A 21033-nucleotide genomic window follows, 5' to 3' on the forward strand; every position below is an offset into this window, starting at 1 on the left:
TGTGATTTGATTGCTTAATCAAACCTGTACCACTTGGACATAATCAATTGCCCTAGGTACACTTTCGCTCATAGTCAGGCAATTTACGGCAGCCTGGTAGAAACTTGCGGACCATATCACCGCGGTTATATGAACTCCTTATGAATTTTGGATAAGTTCATTTTACAAGAAGGTATCCTTAAGGTCAATAGAAAATCGAACATTGAAGTATATTTTTATAAAAACGTTCGATAAGCCCTATTGACTGGTAGTTTTATAATGATTTACTTCAAGATCCCCCTCTAGCCTTATCCGGGCTATCTTACCTCAAGAGACCTATTAACCCCCACTCGTGAAACAAGATCACGAGTGGGGGTTAAAGAAAGTGTCAAATGTCACGCCGGTATTACGCAGTTGTTTGCTACTGCATCCAGTACTTAAATCTCTTCGAGAACTTACTAAGAACGCTTACTTTTACGCCCTAGATAGAGACGCTCTGGGTCTACATACGTGCGTAAAATGTTTATTTCCTTGATCGTAGGACTTGCCATTTCTCGGGCATTATTGATGACTAAAGGCCAGCCTGTGTTTTCTTGCACAAATTGCGGGTCAACTCCGGGATAATATTGTTCAAGTTCTAGGATTCCACTCTCGGGATTGGGTCTCAGAATTCCTAAATCACTAATCACAACCATCTCCCCTCCCCGAAAAATACCATAGTCAAGACGCCCTTCTCCTTTTGGGCCCCTTGCTCCGGCAGGAGATGTCAAATATTCAACTTTTTCGGGGAAACGGCGTTTTTCGTGAACCATCATCACGATCACCTTATCTGCAAGATTTGCTATGCTATTGGCTCCACCACTACCTGTTAAACGAGTTCGAGAGCCCTTCGTTCCCGACTCTACACCATTTGGCCAATAGCCGCCTATGGCAGTCGAGTTAAGATTCCCATATTTGTCACATTCCGCTGCTCCAAGAACCCCAAGCGAACAATAACCCCGGCTGGCGATCGTCCCAAAGGCATCAGCAGTCGTGGAAAGGATCGTGGCCATATAGCCCGCACGTGGGTCAGCTACTGAAACCGGTAGATGTTTGATGCTTGGTCCTACTGTACCGGCCTCCAGAATGATTGTCATATTAGGGGCTTTAGTGTGTTGAGCTAAACCAGCTGCTAAAAGGGGTAACCCCGTCCCCACGAAGGCAAAATCTCCGTCATTTATTTCCCGAGCAGTGGCAACAGCTAACAATTCTACGTGGGTATAGTCACTCGCTGCTTGATCATCTGTATTTAGAAAAGAATTTTCGTCATTATTTACGTTATCCATTTGTTTAGGCATATTCTCGCCCCTCTTTTCGCATCTCAGAAAGTATAAGTTTATGTGCATAAGTGCAACTAGGCTGCAGCCGAACCATTGAGAGCCCAGTGTCGAAATTTTTATTTAAACCGCTCAAGGTTAGGATTATAATGATAATGTGGATCCGTTCTTAACGCAAAGAGTTTTTCCATCCCAATGGTTTGGAATAAATAATCCCAATCATTTTTGGTAGAAGCGACATGGTCTTGCCAGAATTGCTTAACCTCAGCTTCAGATTTGTGATTCACTGCCTTAATATAGTTATTAAACCAAGAATAATCATAATCATAATAATTGGGGACAGCCGTCGGATAACAGCCAAAGGGCTGCTCGACAATGGCATGTACTGCATGGGCAGGGATTTGATTAAGCTCTGGTTTTTCCCTTAATTCTTCCGGGTGACAGATCCGTTCACATTCTACAATGAGTATACGGCCGCATAAAGACTGATCAATATCTGGACCGATCAGGCCTTCCATCCGGACCGTACCATCATAGGCTACTCTTTGAGCATGAACGACACAAACTTCCGGCAAGACGGGGGGGACTAGCGCAACTTTAACACCAGGTTTTCCGGTGTACGCAGTCGGCCAATCCTTCTTATCTCGGTATAAATTAGTTTTATTACTACAGGTATCTTCTCCGCTTCGGAAACGGCGCGGTCTGAGTCCCCAACCCTCAAACGGATCATCGATCACTTCATACTTCTTAGGGGGTATTCCGGGATGAATCCATTCACCTTGATCGTCTCTACCCCGTAAACCGGCTTTACCAAAAGAATCATATTCTAAGAGATCACTCCCTAAATCCCCTAAACAAGGCATAAAGGGCAACCCATATTTCCCCGCCACCGTCCGTAAAGCAAAACTCCAGTTCGAGTAATCCTCAATGAGTTCGATTTTTCCAGTTTCAATGGCTTTTCGGATAGCGTACGCAACAGGCATACTGCCCTCTAGGCCAATGTAGGTCGTTTCAAGCCATTTAATCAAGCCAGCACCGGCTAGCATCTCTTCAACTGCACTTCCACCATTCATGGTAACATATAAATCGCCTATCCCCTGGCGAACGATTTCTCGACCAATAGCCATCGGACGCCTTAGAATAGTAAATCCGCCAAAGGCAATGTGAGTACCCGATGGAATATAACGTTTTACAGCTTCTTCTGCGGACATTACCTTTTCTTTAAAATCCAACATAGTTACCTACCCTTCTTGTCCATATGGAAGAGTTTTTATGTCACCTAGCCATTGCTCGATATGTGTAACAATCATCAGGATATAAAGAATCATCTGAAGTGTATATCATTCAATTTCCTCATTTGAAATCGATAATTCTTCCTCACAAATTATCTGGCTTTCCAATCTAATCTGTTGGCGGGCCACTTCTAAAACATTTGCTAAATGTTCTAAAGCCAACTCCTTATTCTTCCATTCTTGCTTTAATGCTTTTTTAAAGCTTGGTTCTCTATAAAATATTTTTTGTTTTCCTAGATCTCTTTCTGAACCATTCGTTATCTCTTTTAACAATTGGCAAACTTCCTGACACGCTATATTCAAGGCATTGTCCAACCATACCTTACGCATCATAGTGACATATAGATCTTGATTGGAAATCATATCTTCGCTGCCCTTTGAAAAGTCTCTTAACTGTTCCATAATTAAGCCTCCAAATCAAGATAATAAAAATAGCTATATTATATTTTCAAACAAAGTAGAGACCGGTTAAGTTTCCCTGACCAGTCCCTATTTAAAACGATAGGGCAAACTATGACTTTGACATTCTAATCTAAACTGATCGTTGACCCAGCAGTGTTTTCTGAATTGCGTTGAATCCGTTGCCAGAGGAACACAACTATTAATACCAAAATACCAAATGTATCTGTAATCAATCCGGGCTTAATCAGGCCAAAGGCAGCTACAAACAATAATATTCTCTGTAAAATATTCGTTGTCTTTAGCATATAACCCTGTACTGCGCAAGCTAAAGCAATAATCCCCACAGTAGCAGTTACGAGCGCCCCTAGAATCTCACCTATACTACCCTGTGCTATTAGGGCCGGGGAATAAATCCAAATGTAGGGGATAAGAAACCCAGCGGAGGCTAAGCGAGCTGCAGTCCACCCTACTTTACTTGGACTAGCCCCGGCAATCCCTGCTCCTGTGAAGGCAGCTAAGGCCACTGGTGGAGTTACATTAGAGATGTTGCCAAAGTAGAATACGAACATGTGAGCTGCCAAAGGTGCGATCCCCAGTTTCAGCAGAGCAGGGGCGGCAATGGTAGCCCCCACAATGTAGACCGCCGTGGTAGGCATTCCCATACCCAAGATTATGGCGGTAATCATCGTCAGCACTAGGGTGGCAAATAAGTTGCCGTGAGAAAAGGCAAGCATATTGTCTCCAAGCGTAATGCCCAGGCTGGTCAACGAGGATACTCCCACGATGAAACCCACGACCGCCGTGGCAATAGCTACGCCAATGCTTCCTTTTGCCCCCATTTCCAAAGCCATTAAAAACCCACGCCAGCTCATCCGAGTCGATTTGCGTAAGAAGCTAGCCCCAATCGCAACCAGAATTCCGTAAAAAGCCGCAAAAGTTGGAGTTACACCTTGAATAAGCATATAAACAATTGCCACGAGGGGCAATAAGAGATGTCCCCGCTCTTTTAAGACTACTTTCATGATCGGTAATTTGTCACGCGGCACGCCCTCTAATCCAGTCTTAAGCGCCTCTAAGTGCACCATTGCAAATACCGCTAAGTAATACAGAAAAGCAGGTATCAACGCGGCAATCATAATGTTTTTATAGGGGATATTCAAAAACTCCGCCATGATAAATGCCGCTGCTCCCATTATTGGAGGCATGAACTGACCTCCAGTGGAGGCAACTGCTTCCACTGCTGCTGCAAAATGAGGCTTATAACCAATGCTTTTCATCAAAGGGATAGTAAATGCACCAGTTGTAGCTACGTTAGCTACTGCGCTACCACTGATCGTCCCCATTATTCCGCTGGCAACTACGGCGACCTTGGCTGGTCCACCCGGTGAAGTTCCGGCCATGGCCATTGACGAATCATTAATCAGCTTAGCCATCCCCGTTTCCCCTAGGAAAGCACCGAATAATATAAATAGGAAAATAAACGTGGCCGAAACACCCAGTGCGACACCAAAAATCCCTTCCGAACCTACGTACATATGGGCAATAATTCGTTTAAGACTGAAACCGCTGTGCCCAAAGGAACCAGGCATGTGTTCTCCAAAGTAGGCATAGAGGAGAAATATTACGCCAAGGATCGGCAACTCGTTACCTAACGCCCGGCGTCCCGCCTCGAGCACAACTAGGATACCCAACGCGCCCATGATGTAATCCTGAGTGATCGGCAGACCACCACGCAAAGCTAATTGCTCGTTGGCAAAGACCATATAGAGACCAGCTGCCACACTAAGAGCGATCATTACCCAGTCTAGAATACCCGGTTTGCCTTTCATGCCTTTCTTTCGAGCAGGATAAAGCAGGAAAATCAGCACCATAACAAAGGTCAGGTGAATAGAGCGTAACTTAATGGCCTCAAGTGTACCAATACCTGCTGCCCATAGATGAAAAAGGGAAAATGAAACAGCTATGGCAGAGACCAATAACCCGATTTTTGATTTGGTGTCAAACTTCCGAACTTGAGATTCCTTGTCGTATTTTTCCAGCATTTCCTGAACGACTTCTTCGGAGGCAATCTCATCTGCTGACAATCTAGTGACTGCTTTTTCGCCTGTCTTTTCTTGTTCGCCGCTCATGCATTTAAACCACCTTCTTTACTTCATCACACCGACTTCCTTGAAGTACTTAATTGCACCAGGGTGCAATGGCAGAGGACCCATCCCTTTATTAGAATCTTCCTTTTTAATGTTCTTGGTTATGGCATGGGCAGTCATCAAGTCCGGTATGTTTTCATAAATGCCTTTAGTTAGTTTATAGATTAAATCCTCACTGAGATCAGCCCGTGTAAGTAATAGATTTGCTAAGGCGACAGTGTGCACATCTTCGTCCTGCCCCTTATAGGTGCCCTTGGGTACTACATATTCATAATAAAAAGGATACTTAGTGATAATTTCCTTAATCATATCCGGCTCAAGAGAAATAAGCTTAACGTCAATAGAATTGGAGACATCCATAATCGCCGCTAAAGGCATAGCACCGGAGAAATTAGCGGCATCGGCCTGCTTATTTTTTAACAATTCGGCCGCTTCAGTAAATCCAACGAAGTCGGCTTTTACATTACTCTTATCCTTCTCCCAAAAATTTAGTCCATAAACTCCTAAGACTTCTTTAGAGTTTGTTACTGTCCCGCTCCCAGTGGCCCCTGGGGCAAATCTCTTTCCTTGAAGGTCCTTGAGAGAGTTGATTCCCGAATCCTTGCGTACTACAATTTGCGTCACATTAGGATACAGAAAAGTCATACCGCGCAGATCCTTGTTGGCCCGTCCATTAAAAGAATCCTGACCTTCATAAGCGTACACAGCAACATTGGCCATAGTAAACGCAATGTCCGCTTCCTTTTGCTGCAAGAAATTCATATTAGCTGCACTTGCCTCGGTTGACTGGGCCGAAGCTTTAACACCTGGAACCTTGTCCGACCATATTTTAGCCATGGCATTTCCTATCGGATAATAAGCACCGGAAGTAGTCCCCGTGGCAATGTTCACTTTTCGAATTTTTCCCGTATCGGCTTGGGTAGCACCGCCAGTGGCACCGGCACCTTGACTTCCACAACCTGTCAGAGCCAGAGTTACAATGGCAACCATAATTAGAGCTAGTTTTTTGAACATTTTCGATTCGCCCTCCTCTTATAATTTTTCGTCAAAAAACTTGGATAGGTAAAACTCAGTTTTTCTCGACCTCCCTCCCGTTCATTACCTAACCTTTGATAACGCCGAAATGCGCATTATTTCCCTTATTTTGCGTTAACTATTCCGATAATAGGAACACTGTTCCTATGTATAATTATAACATATCCCTCTTTTCTCCGTCTACACCTTTATGTGAAATTTCATAATTTTCATTTTAGTGTAACTATTCTATTGCTTAATAGAAACCACCCAACTCCTGACCTAATGTTGTTGAATAGGTCTGTGCAACTATAGTTAGCCACACAGGATTCCGATAGGATTAAATGGAATAATTCGATCCAGTTTTCTCCAAATAAAAAAATCCTACCATTTAGGTAGGAAGATCTGAGTCGGCTTTTATTTGTTTTCATTTAGTCAAAATCCTCACCCTTGATTCCATGATGAGGATAACCCAGTTTCACCGAGATCTCGCGGGCCGCTTTTTTTACCAGAACCGAAATTTGCTCTGCCCTTTCCTCTAAGAACCCAAAAGACCGCCCTGATACAGAAATACTTGCGAAAACATTTCCATTATCGTCATAAATGGGTGCAGCCACTCCATACGATCCAAGATCTACGTCTCCTACAGATACAGCAACCCCTTCACGTCGAATCCGGGTGAGTTCATCCTTTAGTACACCCTTATCAATTGGGCTCTTATCGCTGAACTTAATTAAATTCTCATTTTGAAGATAAGTATCTATAAATTCCTGCGTTTGGAAGGCCAGCAATGCCTTTTTCGATGCACCGCTATGTAAAGGAAGACCGATACCCAAAGCAGCACGAATCGCTACTGAGTAAGGCCCTTCAACAATTTCTAATCCTAGACCTGTTTTGCCTTGTTTCTTTGTTAAGAGTACAGACTCCCCGGTCACTTTGCCCATCTCTTGCATTATCGGCAGTGCAATTTTACGCAAGCCCAGCTGATTGGAAGCCACTTTGCCTAATACAATCACTTTCATTCCAAGACGGTATTTATCAGTAGAGTAATCTTTTTCCAGAAATCCATTACGGTACAACGTAACCAATATCCTATGTACTACACTCTTCGAAAGCTCTAATTTCTTGCTTAACTCTGTGACTCCCCAGATGTCGTCTTCGTTGGAATAACAATTTAGTATTGCCAAAGCCCTTTCTACCGTTTGTACTCCCTCACCTTGCATGTCTGCACTTCCATTCTTCATTTCCGCATTCTGATACAGCATACCTATACTTGTAATAATATTGTATATCCCGGAACATCTAATTGCAATTCAGATAGATTGTTTTAGTATGGAATAATGCTTGTTATGCACCAAGCCTTAGTTCTCTTGTGCGCCCCGAAACGACATCAAAACCACCGACTTTCAAAAATGAAAGGGCGGTGGTTTTGATTGAGATACACACTATGATTATCACAAAATCCCATCTATCTCTTTTTCGGCTGTCTTAACCAAAGTCTCTACTTGCTCCTCTGTAAACTCTCCCCCAGACTCCAAGGTCACTAAAGAATCCTCAAATAGGTTGACCAACAAGCCATTTATCTTTGTATATCGGTCCTGGGCATTTTCAGGTTCCAGAACCTTCCCACCCCATATCCCAGCCATACGATCAAAGAGGAAGTTAGTAATTCTCCTCATAATCATGGCCAAAGACGTCACCTTAGGATCAGTAAGAGTCACAATACTTTCATACGTTGATGCTTGGACCTCCAGACGCCCAGCCTCCTGTAGATCTCGGTGAGCCTTCGTTCCTTTTAAAACAATTAGGTGGTGATAAAGCATGTTCGCCGTAATCGCCAGATTCTTCATAAGGTCATTGCGCTTTAAAAATTCAAAGTTGACCCGGATATCTGCCAAGGTTGAATCCGGCTCAAACATGATAAACCCAATATTAGGTTCGATCCCGTATTGGCGGAGGATTCTGATCGCCCTCTCGTTCTGGGCAACCGTCGTCATCTTATTGATCCGCTTCAACGAACTGTCACTACCGCTCTCCAGTCCTATGAGAATATGGCGCAGACCTGCTTCTGCCAAGGCACTTACTGTTTCCTCATGAATATCATTAACCCGGGCCTCGATGCCAAACCTAATGTTTCTGGATTTAAGGAGAGTGGCCAAGCGCAAAGCTCGTTGTTGCCCTTTTTCACCCGGACCGAAGAAATTGGGATCGGTAAAATAGAAATCCTTTATTTTATGTTGTGCAATTAAGTCATCGATTTCCGCGATGATATTTTCCGGAGTTCGCCCACGCCACTGAGATCCCTGTCCATAAAAAGGGTTGATGTAGCAAAAAGTACACCCCCCATAGCAGCCCCTACTTCCCTGCAGGTTTACTTCGGGCAGTCGGAACAGTGCTTCTGTTCGTACGGGAAAAGGGAGAGCGTTCAGATCACCCACCAGTTCGCGCCGCTGGAAAACAATCATACCCGAGTCGTCCCTCTGAGCAAGACCGGGTAAATTTTTAAGACCTTGGTTAGTTAAAGTTTTTGTAAAATCTTTTGTTAAAGCTTCCACTACCATGGCAAAGGTTAGTTCCGGTTCGCCTAGGATCACTGAATCAATATCCGGGCACTTCTGTAAAATGTCTTCAAGGTCAGTGGTCGGATAATACCCGTAAGCCGTAATATACGAGGAGAGTTGCTCCGCTTTAACCTTATGGAGAAAAGCGTACAAGGCCGTGTCTGTCTGCCAATGGTAGACCATATGAACCCCTATCATGTCCGGTTGTATAGCTTTTACCCTACGCTCTATTTCTTGGTAGTCGAGCCCATCCAGGAATCCTTCAATAATTTCGACCTCATGCCCTTCACTTATGAGCATACCGGCTACATAACCAGAATGAAGACATGAAGAAAGGGGAGTATTAGCGATGTCGTTACATCGTTCCGGGCAGACGGTTCGTGGGTGCTCTAATAATAGTATCTTCACTTTATTTCCTTCCTCACTTCCTGCCACATGAATATGTTTCTACACTGCTGAAGTGTTTCCAGCTTGTATCTGAAGGTATTAAACGGCTTCGGGTTGTAATAGGTAGGATAGAGCAGATCCGTTTCTACATCGATGACCCCTTGTGACCTAGCCATTCTTTCGATTGCTGTACCTGGTAGAATGCGAATATTATTCAGTATAATGGTTCCCAGATTCTTTTTCTTACTGTGTAATTCATAAAGCTGTTCGACAAACTGAATACTTTTTTCACAGGTCTTTTCAGTTTCTCCAGGCACATTGACCATAAAATGATAGACACTGACAACGTCCGTCTGAGCGACGAGACTTGCTGCTTTTAAAATTTGCGCCTCACTAAGGTTTTTGCCTAGGACATCCAATGATTCCTGGCACAGACCGTCGGGGGAGAAGGAAAAACATTCACACCCGGCCCGTTCAAACAAAGCGACATTCTTTTCATTAAGCTGGTCTTCCCGCATAAAACCGTCCCACCGAATCTTGAGCTTTCTGTGCAGTATCTCCTCACAGATTCCCTCAAGGTGACCATGGGGAACATTGAGTACAGGATCAGTAAAATGAAAACTCTGAATACCATAGTCCTTATGCAAGAGTTCCATTTCATCCACGACCGCGGCAGTCGGGCGGCACCGCAATCTCCTCCCTTGAAGCTGCGGATAGACACAATAAGCACAGTTAAGCGCACAGCCCCGTTTGGCCTCAATTCCAATCGTGGGAACGTAGTTGTTAATCCCTTTATAAAGCTCAGGGTCCAGCAAAAGTCGATTCGCTGGGACATAGTTCGCCATATCAAAATTAGTGGCAGGCGGTGAAACGCTCACCTTCAGGCCCTCTCGCCGACAGAGCCCTGGCAAAGGCGGTGGATTGTCTATAGAGCGGAGCAGAGCAGGAAAGGTTACTTCTGCTTCTCCTACAATTCCGTAATCTAATTCAGGCACCTCTAGCATCAGCCGTTCTGGAAAAAGGGAAAAGCCGGTGCCGCCCACAATCAACCAAGCATGGGGCAGAACGGCGGCAATCAACCGAACCGTAACAATAAAGGGAGATATCAGCGAGCTGGTTTTATTGCCCAGCGGATCAATATTACGCAGGGATAAACCAATCCCCTCAGGCTGAAACGTCAATAGCTTCTCCTTCAGCGCTCCATAAGGATCTCTTTCCAGGTTCATGTCCAAGATACTCACCTCATGACCATACCCTTGAAGGCGGCCAGCCAGAAGGACAATCCCGATAGGATAGACTCTTTCCTGAGAGAGGTCTTCTACTGAAGGGGTTTGGATCATCAGAACACGCACGTTAATTCACTCCAATAACAACAAGGCAAAATATCTGACGAACTCGCCCTTGTCGCGTAAAATTCGAAGATTAAGGCCCGCCCGTCGAACGGTCTCGTAGACATCAATACCCGCCCCCTCCATCGAAGGCCTAGCATCCCGTGTATTGCGACACTTCCCGTCGGTAGCGCCCACAGCACAAGTTGCGCAAAGAAGGCATGGGCCGGCCCAATAAGCGAACGCCTTATGAAATCCTGCTAAAAAGGCTTCTCTTTCAGCGTCCAAGACTCGGCTCTGAAACACGTTTCCTGGAGGTTCCCCCTCCAGAAGCAGAGCGTGTGAAAAGTCTTGCAGTACCTCCCTCGTTTTTTGAGGTGAGGGACTATTGGGTGGGCAGTGGGCATGTCCGTACCGATCACAGCCAAACTGGCAGCGGAGATCCGTCCAGTCAGCAACATGGATGCTTTCTCTATCGATAGGAAGAACTTCTCTAAATCCCATCGCTTTAACCCTAGCAATTAGACGGGTTTTCTCATCCAGACGGAGACTCGCCAGTTTCTTTTTGTCCTTAGCCGCGAAGATTAACGCAGTGTCCGTCGCTAAGGGGATGAGCTCGGTTGTATACAATTTTGACATGGCTAATTGTTCTTTTACCCATGTTCCAGAAAAGATCCTGCCATTGTAGGTATTGATAAACATATTTAGATCGAGCAGAGCAGCCTTAGCAGAGAAGTGCTCAGGGAAGAAATCATGAATGACTAGGAGCCCTTCCGACTTGAGACAATTTGCTGCACGGTCCAAGATTAGAGGAATCTCTTCTTCTGAATAGGCGTGAATAATATTTGAGAGAATGACCAAGTCAAACCCTTCCTTAGCAACAGACCAAGGTTCCAAAATATTGCTCGGTATGTAGGAAACCCGTTTCCCCAACCCCTTCTTGTCCATCAACTCCTGTGTATAGCTGAGGACTTCCTGAATATCCACTAAAGTTGCCGATAAAGAAGGAAAACTCTCCATAAAACCGCCGGCAATCGCCCCAGAGCCGGTCCCTATATCAAGTATCGCCCCCTTCAGATCAAGCCCCTCGAAGAAGGGCAGAATCTCTGCCACCTTAGTTATAGCAATATTATCCATAGCATTGATATACTTACGGATCCGCTTGGCAAACTGCTCTTGACCCTCTTCTTCGACTGGAAAATTCACTCTGCCGCCAGCCTTAAGGCATTCGGTAAGGTCCTGCCATCCTAGCCTAAGGCCTTTACGCCAAAGGATCGAATCTCCTTGATACCCACTCTTACCAGGGACAAGATAGTCGCTGGCAAGTTTGGTATTATAATAACATTTACCCTCACAAACCACGAGCCCTATAGAGCAAAGGGTTTGAAGAAAACGCTCCAGACCAGGCGGAGGCATATCCAGTACTCCCGAAATTTCGTCAGTCGTCATGCCTTCAGACTCCAGAAAAGTAAAGACTTCCAGTTCAACAGCCGTAAACAGTGCCTCAGAAAACCAGTACCCTGTTGCCAGGTCTTCCAAATACTGAGGTCCTACACCCTGGGGATTATGCCGAAAAAAGGGTGTCGATCCCATCTTTATTACCTCCCCTCAGGATCTCCAATTGCGTCCACTAAATGTCACTTTTTTAGTCTCATTAAATTCAAACCGGAATGGGATACGCTCCATCAAAACAGGCTAAGCAAACACAGTCCGTCCCAAGTGCTCGAAGCAAGCCTTCCTCAGAGATATAGTGTAGCGAATCTGCTCCTACAAACTCCCGAATTCCCTTTATATCCAATTGATTGGCAATGAGTTTTTCTCGTTTTACCGTGTCAACCCCATAGAAGCACGGATAGGCTACCGGAGGAGAACTGATTAGAAAATGTACTTCTTTGGCCCCTGCTTTTCTGGCCATTTCCACTAGTTTCGAACTGGTGGTTCCTTGGATAATCGAATCATCAATCATAACAACGCGCTTATTTTTCAGGACACTTGCATTAGCATTGAGCTTCAGACGAACGTCCACTTCTCGCATTTGTTGAGTCGGTTGAATATAGCTTCGATGGACATAACGGTTTTTAATAACCCCTTCTCCAAAGGAAAGCCCCAGTGCTGTGGCATACCCCAAGGCAGAAGCAGTCCCGGAGTCTGGGACCGCAATCACAAGATCCGCCTCGACTGGATATTCACGGGCCAGTTCAATGCCCATCTGACGTCTACTTTCCGAGACACTCAGCTGATCAATTGTACTGTCCGGTCGGGCAAAATGGATATATTCAAAGGCACACGACGTGCGTTCTAGTTTAGAAAATCTCTGGTGTGAGCGGAGTCCCTCTTCATCGATCACCACAATTTCACCGGGCTCCACATCCCTCACAAACTCTGCACCAATGGTATCGAGAGCACAACTTTCTGAGGCCAAGCAATACCCATCGCCGATACGCCCAATACATAAGGGACGAACGCCATGGGGATCCCTGAGTCCAATAAGTTTATCCTCTGCCAAGATAACCACGGCATACGCTCCACGTAGATCCATCATGGTCTTAAGCAGCGCATCTTCCAAGGACTCCCGGCGATAGCGAGTAATGAGGTTAATCATCACTTCGCTATCAATCGTTGTTTGGAAAACTGCCCCGTTTTTCCCCAGTTCTTCACGTAGTTCTAAGGCATTGGTTAAACTTCCATTATGAGCCAAGGCCATCATGCCTTTTTGGTAGTGTACTACCAAAGGCTGAGCATTCGCAAGCAGCTTTGAACCCTTTGGGGAGTATCTGACATGTCCGATTGCCATTTTCCCCTTCAAGCAATCCACAACATGGTCTGAAAACACTTCCGATACCAAGCCCATTCCTTTATGCACATCAATGCTTCGTCCATCTGAAACAGCGATTCCAGCACTCTCCTGTCCTCGGTGTTGCAGAGCATAGAGCCCGTAGTACGTTACACGAGCAACCTCCAGAGTGGGGGCATAGATCCCAAAGACTCCGCATTCCTCTTTCGGTGTATCCTCTCTAAAGTCGAACACGTTTGCCCCCCTCCCCTTAGTTTAGTGCTTAGTCTTCAAATTTCTTCGCTTAACCGCTTCTGCAACGCTTCGTCCTTCGCCTCGATATCCCTTTGCATCTGAGTTCGATAGTCTTTAACCCTAATACTCAAGGCACTATCTTGGATCGCTAGAATCTGTACCGCAAGCAACGCCGCATTCCTTGCAGCGCCGATGCCTACGGTCGCCACAGGAATTCCCGGGGGCATTTGTACTATGGAGTAAAGGGCGTCGATTCCTTCCATGGCTCCACTGTTCATAGGTACACCGATGACAGGTAAAATCGTTGCACCAGCAACAACCCCTGGCAAATGGGCCGCTAAACCTGCCGCCGCGATAATGAGTTTTCCACCTTGGGCTTCAAAACCTTTTACCCAATCAACTGTTCGTTTTAAGGTTCTTTGGGCAGAAGAAATTATAACTTCAAAAGGAACTCCAAATTGACGAAGAACTTCCAGGGCTTCCTCCATAACTAGATAATCTGAATCACTTCCCATAATGACCCCAATTTGGCTCATTTACCTCACCCTCCTTGTCTATAATGTCCTCTTCTCGCAGTTAGCAAGTTCCTCCAGTTTTCCCAAGGTGTTCCCCAACTAATTTCATGGCACAGAAACCTCCACACATAGAACAAGCTTCCGCTCCCTCTTCGTTACGCTCTCCTCGGATCCGGCGAGCTGTTGGAGGATCAATGGACAGTTCAATTTGTTTTTCCCAATCTAATGCTTTACGAGCATGAGCCATGGCTAAGTCCCATTCCCGTGCACCCTTAACACCATTAACTATATCGGCAGCATGAGTGGCGATGCGAATAGCAATCACCCCTGCATGCACATCTTCAGCGGTTGGTAAGCGCAGATGTTCGGCTGGTGTGACATAGCAAATGAAGTTTGCACCTGCCATAGCAGCCGCTGTAGCTCCAATGGCTCCTGTGATATGGTCATAACCCGGCGCAATATCCGTAACTAAATTGCCAAGTATATAGTACGGAACATGATGACAGAGTTGTTTTTGGAGCAAAATCGTGGCTGGGATTTGATCTACAGGGACATGGCCCGGGCCTTCTACCATCACCTGAACCCCCGCTTCTAAGGCTCGTTGCACCAATTCTCCAGCCACAATCAAACCTTGAACTTGGGCACGGTCCAGAGAATCTTCGATACAACCAGGTCGGATCGCATCTCCAACACTAAGTGTTACATCGTATTTTTTACAAATCTCTAGCACACGATCAAATTGAGCATAGAGCGGATTCTCTTGCTCGTTGTGAAACATCCAGCCAGTTAAAAAGGCCCCTCCACGACTTACTATATCTGTAATTCGTCCTTGATTTTTTAATCGTTCAATAATAGACATATTTAAAGCAGCATGAATAGCCATAAAATCGATGCCCCGCTTTGCCTGACGTTCAATCATTTCAAACATATCCTCAGCAGTCATACCGACAACGCTTCCGTGCTTAGCAATACTCTCCATACCACCTTGATAGCTTGGAACAGAACCGACAGGTAATGTGAAGTTATCGAGTACTTGACGGTGGAAGGCATCAACATCTCCGCCAATACTTAATTCCATAATCGAATCCGCACCAGCCGCAACGGCAACCTTTATTTTATGAATCTCATCCGCGAAGTCTACACAGTCCGGTGACGTCCCGACGTTAGCATTCACTTTGGTGCGAAGTCCTTCCCCTACTGCAATCGCGACCGAGTTCTTGCGTTGATTGTTCTTTAAGATCACGACCCGACCTTGAGCTACCTTCTCACATAACTGATCCGCTGTAAGCCCTTCTACCTTAGCTAATCTCTCTACCTCAGGCGTAATAATACCTTGTCTTGCTTTAATAAGTTGTGTCATTTTAATCTCTCCATTCAAATTCTATTTTTTCATTTATGAAAATAATTTTACCAACTTCATGTAGTGCTTAGCTTAGCTGAACTTATCCAGGGACAAATGTGATTGCGATCATCGTTATTCATCCAATCGTGAGACTCCCCCACCGAAGTCTCGATGTTCAACTTTAGTTGAATGAGTTCACTACTTCGAACCACGCACCTCGAACCTCGCCTCAGCACTCCCACGGCAGTTCTTGAAAGAACTCGCCCGCTACAGCCATAGCACAACCCTTTTCGCATTTTTTGCAGAAAGGTTTTTCGCTTGAGTGAAAATCTTTAAGCCTTTCTCGATCTAAAGCTAACGTTTTCTGAGCCTCTAGATTCTGCGCCCGCCGTGCTTGACTCATTTTCAGGTCCCATTTTTCTGCTCCTGGGTACCCTTTGGCTAGATCAGCTACATGAGCAGCAATACGCGAAGCCACCACTCCCCGATAGACATCCTGCGCATTGGGATAACCTATATGTTCAGCGGGTGTGACATAGCAGAGAATGTCTGCTCCAGCAGCACCAGCCATCGCTCCTCCAATAGCAGCTGTTATTTCGTCATATCCTGGGGCTACATCCGTCGATACCGGACCGAAGACAAAATACGGAGCACCTTGACATACTTGTTTTTCAAATTTAACCGTAGTCGCGATTTGATTAGGTGGAGTGTGACCAGGTCCCTTAATCATGATTTGAACCCCTGCTTGTCTGCTTCGCTTCACCAACTCGCCTAAAATAACGAGTTCTTCTGCCTGCGAACGACATAATGAATCGGCACCTGCACCTGGTCGCATAGCATCTGCTAAACTTAAGGTCACTTCATACTTTTTGGCAATTTCCAGGATGCGGTCAAACATAGTAAACAAAAAGTTTTCCTTGTTATGATAAAGCATCCAGCCCATTAGCAAGGACCCGCCTCGGCTGACCAGATTTAGGACCCGCTGGTCTTCCTTAGCCGTTTTAAATAATCCGGAGTGAAGGGCGCTATGCAAAGCCATAAAATCCACTCCATCGGCAGCTTGGCGTTCCATAACCTTGAAAAAATCATCTGGCTCAAGTGCTAAGGCTGAACCCTTAGTATGTACAGCTTCAGCAAAAGCCTGATAAACGGGTAGTGTACCTAAAGGCAACGGTACTCTTTTTATAATTGTCCGCCTTGCCTCGTCCATATTGCCGGCTGTACTCAAATCCATGATAGCATTGGTTCCTGCCCTGATGGCCTCATCCACTTTAAATAGTTCATCCGTAAGACTATCCTCGTCTGTAGCTAAGCCAATACTGGCACTAACCTTGGTACTTAGGCCTAGCCCAAATCCTTGAGGTCTTTGGGGCTTGTGATGACGGTTATAGGGAATAACAATCCGTCCGGTAGCAACCCGTTCCATAAGTAGTTGGACATTCATTTGTTCGCTTCGTGCTACCAAGGTAAACAACGGGATTTCCCGACCCTCTTGGGCCATTTCCATTAACGTCAACACCATAAACTCTCCTTTCTATGTTTGGAGTCATTACCTTGAAAAGAACATTCTGGAGTGAAAAAACAAAAAAAGCCTCTAATCACACAGTGACTAGAGACTTTTCCATAATCTCATTCACGCTACTCTTGGTTCTTCGACAAGGTAGGCTTTACTAACTACAGGCAGGTCTCCTGGCTTACGGATCAACACGTCTGAAGCACCTTCCGGGAACTACCCCGTGGTTATATACTTCTTGCTCCCCGTTTACAGTGGCGGGACCGCGCCGGACTTACACCGACTTCCCTATTCTCCTCATAGTGAGGCACCTGTAGTAATTAAATTTTCTAAGCATAGTATAAACAATAAACGTATCGTTGACAAGGTCTTTTGTCGATAATTATTGAAGATTTCATTACAAGCTTATCTTATTATCATCCTCACTCTGATGCTTCTTCTGTTTTATAGATAGAATTTTTGGAAATTATGCTGTACTCCCCACTACTGTGCACGATTCTAGAAACAAGTCGAATTTGGTGCTTGCATTCTGTACAATAGCCAAAGGCAAAATATTTCTTTGTTTTAGTGACTTCCTTATCTTTCTCTATAAGTTTGGAACATTGCGGACATGATATAGTCACTTTGTCAAGGAAAGCCTTCAACTCTTTAACTTTTATTTCATTTTCGATTTGGTTCTTTTCCCAGTTTATTATGGCCCCTTCAGAAAAATCAAAGACCTTTTTGAAAATCTCTGAGGTATAGAAAGCATCACTTAATGCATCGTGAAAGGGAAAAGTTTTTTCAATCCCTAAGGCTTCCACGGCATTTTCTAGACTTGGTTGCATTGTTATAACCCCATGATTCATATAGATTTGCTGAATATTAATAAATCTGTCAAAGGATAGTGAGCCAAAGCCAAAAAACTGGCAATTATCTCTTAAACCTAAAATATCATCATGTCCCCAAGAGCATAAAACAGAGTCCTTTCCAAGCCATGAACTAAAGCTCTTGATTGCTTGATTGAAAGGGGTTCCTTGACTAACCTGCCTTGTATTGATCGTCGTTTTCTTCTTAACATAGGGGTTTATTCTCTTATAAATCACTGGCTTAACGATTAAATTGAACTCGCCAATGGTCTCCAATCGTTCGTTGAGTTTGACCGCTCCGATTTGAATGATTTCACTTTTCAAAGCTGGATTTGCATAATCCCCTTCTTTGAATTTAAAAAACATATTGAATTCCAAATCAAACACTATATAGTTCATTGTTACCTCCTCTGTCACTCGTTTTATTATAATCCTTCCAAAGAATAAACGCACATCTTAGTTTTATCATTCCCTTCTAAAAGTGCATAGTCTTGGTATTGTTGCACAAATTGTGCCATAATCATCCAAGGAGGATCCGTGACATGCTAGATGCATCAATCGTTTGAAGAGGGAGGTTTGCTAGGCTATACAAGTTGGTATAAAAATAATGTTTATATAAGTCTTTTTTTTATTTTTCTGCGAATACTTAATCAAGAGGTGATATTATGTGGTTTAATAAAAATACCGAATATGTACTAAAGGAATTGGAAGTAAACTCAACCACCGGTTTATCTGAGAATGAAGTAATTCAACGACGAGAAAAGTACGGTTTAAATGAGTTAGTAACTAAGAAGCCTAAAACTTTACTTAGGATTTTCCTCTCTCAACTAAACAATATCATGATCTATATTTTAATCGGTGCTGCTCTTATTTCTGGATTTATTGGGGAAATAAGCGATGCTGTTATTATTGGAATTGTGATTCTTATTAATGCCATCGTAGGGGTCATCCAAGAATCTAAGGCCGAAAAAGCTCTCGATGCCTTGAAAAAGCTTTCGACTCCTAAAGCATTAGTGAAAAGAGATGGGACATTAAAGGAAATTCCTTCTCAAGAAGTAGTCTCTGGGGATGTCGTGATAATCGATGCTGGAAGATACATTCCTTGTGACCTCCGCCTTATAGAAACAGCCAATCTTCAGATTGAGGAATCAGCACTTACCGGGGAATCCGTTCCCTCAGATAAACAGGCAAATTTACTTATTGAAGCTGAGGATACCCCTCTTGGGGATCAAAAAAATATGGCGTTTAAGTCCACCTTGGCAACCTATGGTCGTGGAGTCGGCATCGCTGTTGCTACAGGAATGGATACTCAAATTGGAAAAATTGCCACCATGCTCGAAGAATCAGTAGACGAGCAAACCCCTCTTCAAAAGAAAATTGAGGAGTTAGGGAAAATCTTAGGCATCGCAGCCATAAGTATTTGTGCCCTTATGTTTTTAGTAGGAGTTCTTCAAGATAGAGATCTTTACGAAATGTTTTTAATTGCTCTTAGTTTGGCTGTCGCAGCAATTCCTGAAGGATTACCCGCTATTGTTACTATTGTCCTTGCTATGGGTGTTCAACGACTGATCAAAGAACACGCGATCGTCAGAAAACTCCCTGCAGTAGAAACTTTAGGATCTGTATCAATTATTTGCTCTGACAAAACCGGAACACTTACCCAAAATAAAATGACAGTCACCCACTTCTTTGCTGACAATTTTTTAGCGGACATAGCATCCTTAGATTTGACTAAAGATGCTCATAAACTTCTTCTAGAAAATTTAGTTTTATGTAACGATTCTACCTACTCAGAGACGACTAACACAGGAGATCCAACTGAAATCGCCCTTGTAGAGGCTGGAGCGAAGTTTGACATTTCTAAAGATGCTTTAGAGAAATCCCATCCAAGGGTCCAAGAAATTCCGTTTGATTCGGATCGAAAATTGATGACCACTATCCATAATCATGAAAATCGATTCATGGTCATGACCAAAGGTGCCTTAGACAGTTTGTTGAAAATTTCAACGACCGCTTACCTAAATGGAGAAACGGTGACGTTAACCGAAGAACTTAAAAACGAACTTCTGGAAGCCTCGAACACAATGTCCGATGGTGCCCTAAGAGTCCTAGGTGCTGCTTATAAGTCACTCGCTACTGTTCCCTCAAAGGGTGATATTATAGAAGAGAACTTAACGTTTATTGGGCTTGTCGGAATGATTGATCCTCCTCGACTAGAAGTCAAAGACTCCATAGCCCTTTGTAAAAAGGCTGGCATCAAAACCATTATGATCACGGGAGATCATAAAAACACTGCCTTCGCCATAGCTAAAGAACTCGGTATTTCTAATGATATCGAGGAAGTTATCTCTGGTTCTGAGCTGGATAAACTAACTCAAGATCAGTTAAATGATAAAATCGAACGTTTATCTGTCTTTGCACGAGTTTCTCCGGAGCACAAGGTAACCATTGTCAAAGCGATTCGATCCAAGGGAAACATAGTTTCTATGACGGGGGACGGAGTGAACGATGCACCTTCTTTAAAAGCTGCTGATATTGGAGTAGCCATGGGAATCACAGGAACAGATGTTGCCAAGGGTGCTGCCGACATTGTTTTAACGGATGACAACTTTTCAACGATTGTTTCGGCGATTAAAGAAGGCCGTAATATCTATAACAATATAAAAAAGTCGATCATCTTTTTATTATCTTGTAATTTGGGAGAAGTTATTGCTCTCTTCCTAGCGATCTTATTAGGCTGGGCTTCTCCACTAAGACCCATCCATATTTTATGGGTCAATTTAGTGACTGATACCCTTCCAGCTCTTTCCTTAGGTGTAGATTCTGGAGATCCGACAGTCATGGATAAAAAACCCCGTGATCCAAAAGCAACCCTATTTGCAGAAGGTGCTGGTGTAAGGCTGATCTTAAATGGTTCTTTAATCGGAATTTTAACCTTAATCGCCTTTGCCATAGGAAACAAGATATACCCTGATTCCTTAATGCATGCCCAAACAATGGCCTTCGCAGTCTTAAGTATCTCTCAACTGTTTCATTCTTTAAACATGAGACATCCCGATAAATCGATTTTCCAACTGGGACTGTTCACAAATAAAAACTTAATTTATTCCATAATACTAGGGATTTTGCTCCAAGTGATTGTAATTACAGTGCCAGCCTTAGCGTCAATATTTAAAGTTTATCCTCTGACTTTTATGGACTGGGCATTCGTTTTGGTACTCTCAATTATGCCGTTAGTGATCAATGAACTTGTGAAAGCAATTCGCAGAAAATAACACTATTCTTAAAAATTCCCACATTCAACACTTCCACGCTTCCAGAACGAGTTGACTATAAAAGTTAGAGACACCGCAAGAAGTCT

At 44.1% G+C, this 21033-nt stretch carries 15 protein-coding genes and 2 riboswitches; of the genes, 1 reads left to right on the forward strand and 14 read right to left on the reverse strand.

Annotated elements, in window-relative coordinates:
- Window positions 1-51 precede the first annotated feature (51 nt).
- Window positions 52-153: riboswitch (purine riboswitch) on the reverse strand.
- 284 nt (window positions 154-437) lie between these two features.
- The 14 genes from ACYQ3Q_RS14085 to ACYQ3Q_RS14150 all read right to left on the reverse strand — a co-directional run bounded on the left by ACYQ3Q_RS14085 (window position 438) and on the right by ACYQ3Q_RS14150 (window position 18071).
- Window positions 438-1316, reverse strand: coding sequence for a CoA-transferase subunit beta (locus tag ACYQ3Q_RS14085; RefSeq protein ID WP_459929171.1), 879 nt, complete (start codon window positions 1314-1316; stop codon window positions 438-440).
- A gap of 98 nt (window positions 1317-1414) precedes the next feature.
- Window positions 1415-2530: a CoA transferase subunit A gene (locus tag ACYQ3Q_RS14090; protein ID WP_459929172.1), complete on the reverse strand. Its 1116-nt coding sequence runs from the start codon at window positions 2528-2530 to the stop codon at window positions 1415-1417.
- A 105-nt stretch (window positions 2531-2635) separates the two neighbouring features.
- A complete protein-coding gene (locus ACYQ3Q_RS14095) occupies window positions 2636-2989 on the reverse strand; it encodes a hypothetical protein (protein ID WP_459929173.1) in 354 nt (117 codons plus the stop codon).
- A 125-nt stretch (window positions 2990-3114) separates the two neighbouring features.
- A complete protein-coding gene (locus tag ACYQ3Q_RS14100; RefSeq protein WP_459929174.1) occupies window positions 3115-5118 on the reverse strand; it encodes a TRAP transporter permease in 2004 nt (667 codons plus the stop codon).
- A gap of 18 nt (window positions 5119-5136) precedes the next feature.
- Window positions 5137-6150 carry a TAXI family TRAP transporter solute-binding subunit gene (locus tag ACYQ3Q_RS14105; protein ID WP_459929175.1) on the reverse strand — a complete coding sequence of 338 codons (1014 nt, stop codon included), beginning with the start codon at window positions 6148-6150 and terminating at the stop codon, window positions 5137-5139.
- A 431-nt stretch (window positions 6151-6581) separates the two neighbouring features.
- Window positions 6582-7415, reverse strand: a complete 834-nt coding sequence (locus ACYQ3Q_RS14110; RefSeq protein ID WP_459929176.1) for an IclR family transcriptional regulator — start codon at window positions 7413-7415, stop codon at window positions 6582-6584.
- A 189-nt stretch (window positions 7416-7604) separates the two neighbouring features.
- Window positions 7605-9119 (reverse strand): B12-binding domain-containing radical SAM protein, encoded by a 1515-nt coding sequence (locus ACYQ3Q_RS14115; RefSeq protein WP_459929177.1) that lies wholly within the window; start codon window positions 9117-9119, stop codon window positions 7605-7607.
- On the reverse strand, window positions 9116-10450 hold the full coding sequence (gene bzaD, locus ACYQ3Q_RS14120) for a B12 lower ligand biosynthesis radical SAM protein BzaD (protein ID WP_459929178.1): 1335 nt from the start codon (window positions 10448-10450) through the stop codon (window positions 9116-9118). Before bzaD ends, ACYQ3Q_RS14115 begins: the two co-directional genes overlap by 4 nt.
- A gap of 6 nt (window positions 10451-10456) precedes the next feature.
- Complete coding sequence (locus tag ACYQ3Q_RS14125) at window positions 10457-12019, reverse strand: DUF2284 domain-containing protein (RefSeq protein WP_459929179.1); 1563 nt, start codon at window positions 12017-12019, stop codon at window positions 10457-10459.
- 67 nt (window positions 12020-12086) lie between these two features.
- Entirely contained in the window at window positions 12087-13454 is a 1368-nt protein-coding gene (gene purF / locus ACYQ3Q_RS14130; RefSeq protein ID WP_459929180.1) for an amidophosphoribosyltransferase, read from the reverse strand.
- 35 nt (window positions 13455-13489) lie between these two features.
- Complete coding sequence (gene purE, locus ACYQ3Q_RS14135; RefSeq protein WP_459929181.1) at window positions 13490-13990, reverse strand: 5-(carboxyamino)imidazole ribonucleotide mutase; 501 nt, start codon at window positions 13988-13990, stop codon at window positions 13490-13492.
- Between the two features lie 40 nt (window positions 13991-14030).
- Window positions 14031-15329 carry a B12 lower ligand biosynthesis ThiC-like protein BzaB gene (gene bzaB / locus ACYQ3Q_RS14140; RefSeq protein WP_459929182.1) on the reverse strand — a complete coding sequence of 433 codons (1299 nt, stop codon included), beginning with the start codon at window positions 15327-15329 and terminating at the stop codon, window positions 14031-14033.
- A gap of 211 nt (window positions 15330-15540) precedes the next feature.
- Window positions 15541-16827 carry a phosphomethylpyrimidine synthase ThiC gene (gene thiC, locus ACYQ3Q_RS14145; protein ID WP_459929314.1) on the reverse strand — a complete coding sequence of 429 codons (1287 nt, stop codon included), beginning with the start codon at window positions 16825-16827 and terminating at the stop codon, window positions 15541-15543.
- Window positions 16828-16973: 146 nt separating this feature from the next.
- A riboswitch (cobalamin riboswitch) is annotated at window positions 16974-17154 on the reverse strand.
- Window positions 17155-17246: 92 nt separating this feature from the next.
- The gene (locus ACYQ3Q_RS14150) at window positions 17247-18071 is read right to left on the reverse strand and encodes a 3'-5' exonuclease (protein WP_459929183.1); all 825 of its coding nucleotides are present in this window, start codon (window positions 18069-18071) and stop codon (window positions 17247-17249) included.
- A gap of 266 nt (window positions 18072-18337) precedes the next feature.
- Here ACYQ3Q_RS14150 and ACYQ3Q_RS14155 point away from each other — a divergent pair, with 266 nt between their 5' ends.
- Complete coding sequence (locus tag ACYQ3Q_RS14155; protein WP_459929184.1) at window positions 18338-20947, forward strand: calcium-translocating P-type ATPase, PMCA-type; 2610 nt, start codon at window positions 18338-18340, stop codon at window positions 20945-20947.
- Window positions 20948-21033: the final 86 nt, after the last annotated feature.

This window comes from Desulfosporosinus burensis (assembly GCF_054657535.1).

What these genes read in the sequence shown, in the direction of transcription:
- ACYQ3Q_RS14085 (WP_459929171.1), bottom strand. Translation starts at nt 1,316, where the DNA reads ATGCCTAAACAAATGGATAACGTAAATAATGACGAAAATTCTTTTCTA.
- ACYQ3Q_RS14090 (WP_459929172.1), bottom strand. Translation starts at nt 2,530, where the DNA reads ATGTTGGATTTTAAAGAAAAGGTAATGTCCGCAGAAGAAGCTGTAAAA.
- ACYQ3Q_RS14095 (WP_459929173.1), bottom strand. Translation starts at nt 2,989, where the DNA reads ATGGAACAGTTAAGAGACTTTTCAAAGGGCAGCGAAGATATGATTTCC.
- ACYQ3Q_RS14100 (WP_459929174.1), bottom strand. Translation starts at nt 5,118, where the DNA reads ATGAGCGGCGAACAAGAAAAGACAGGCGAAAAAGCAGTCACTAGATTG.
- ACYQ3Q_RS14105 (WP_459929175.1), bottom strand. Translation starts at nt 6,150, where the DNA reads ATGTTCAAAAAACTAGCTCTAATTATGGTTGCCATTGTAACTCTGGCT.
- ACYQ3Q_RS14110 (WP_459929176.1), bottom strand. Translation starts at nt 7,415, where the DNA reads ATGCTGTATCAGAATGCGGAAATGAAGAATGGAAGTGCAGACATGCAA.
- ACYQ3Q_RS14125 (WP_459929179.1), bottom strand. Translation starts at nt 12,019, where the DNA reads ATGGGATCGACACCCTTTTTTCGGCATAATCCCCAGGGTGTAGGACCT.
- purE (WP_459929181.1), bottom strand. Translation starts at nt 13,990, where the DNA reads ATGAGCCAAATTGGGGTCATTATGGGAAGTGATTCAGATTATCTAGTT.
- bzaB (WP_459929182.1), bottom strand. Translation starts at nt 15,329, where the DNA reads ATGACACAACTTATTAAAGCAAGACAAGGTATTATTACGCCTGAGGTA.
- ACYQ3Q_RS14150 (WP_459929183.1), bottom strand. Translation starts at nt 18,071, where the DNA reads ATGAACTATATAGTGTTTGATTTGGAATTCAATATGTTTTTTAAATTC.
- ACYQ3Q_RS14155 (WP_459929184.1), top strand. Translation starts at nt 18,338, where the DNA reads ATGTGGTTTAATAAAAATACCGAATATGTACTAAAGGAATTGGAAGTA.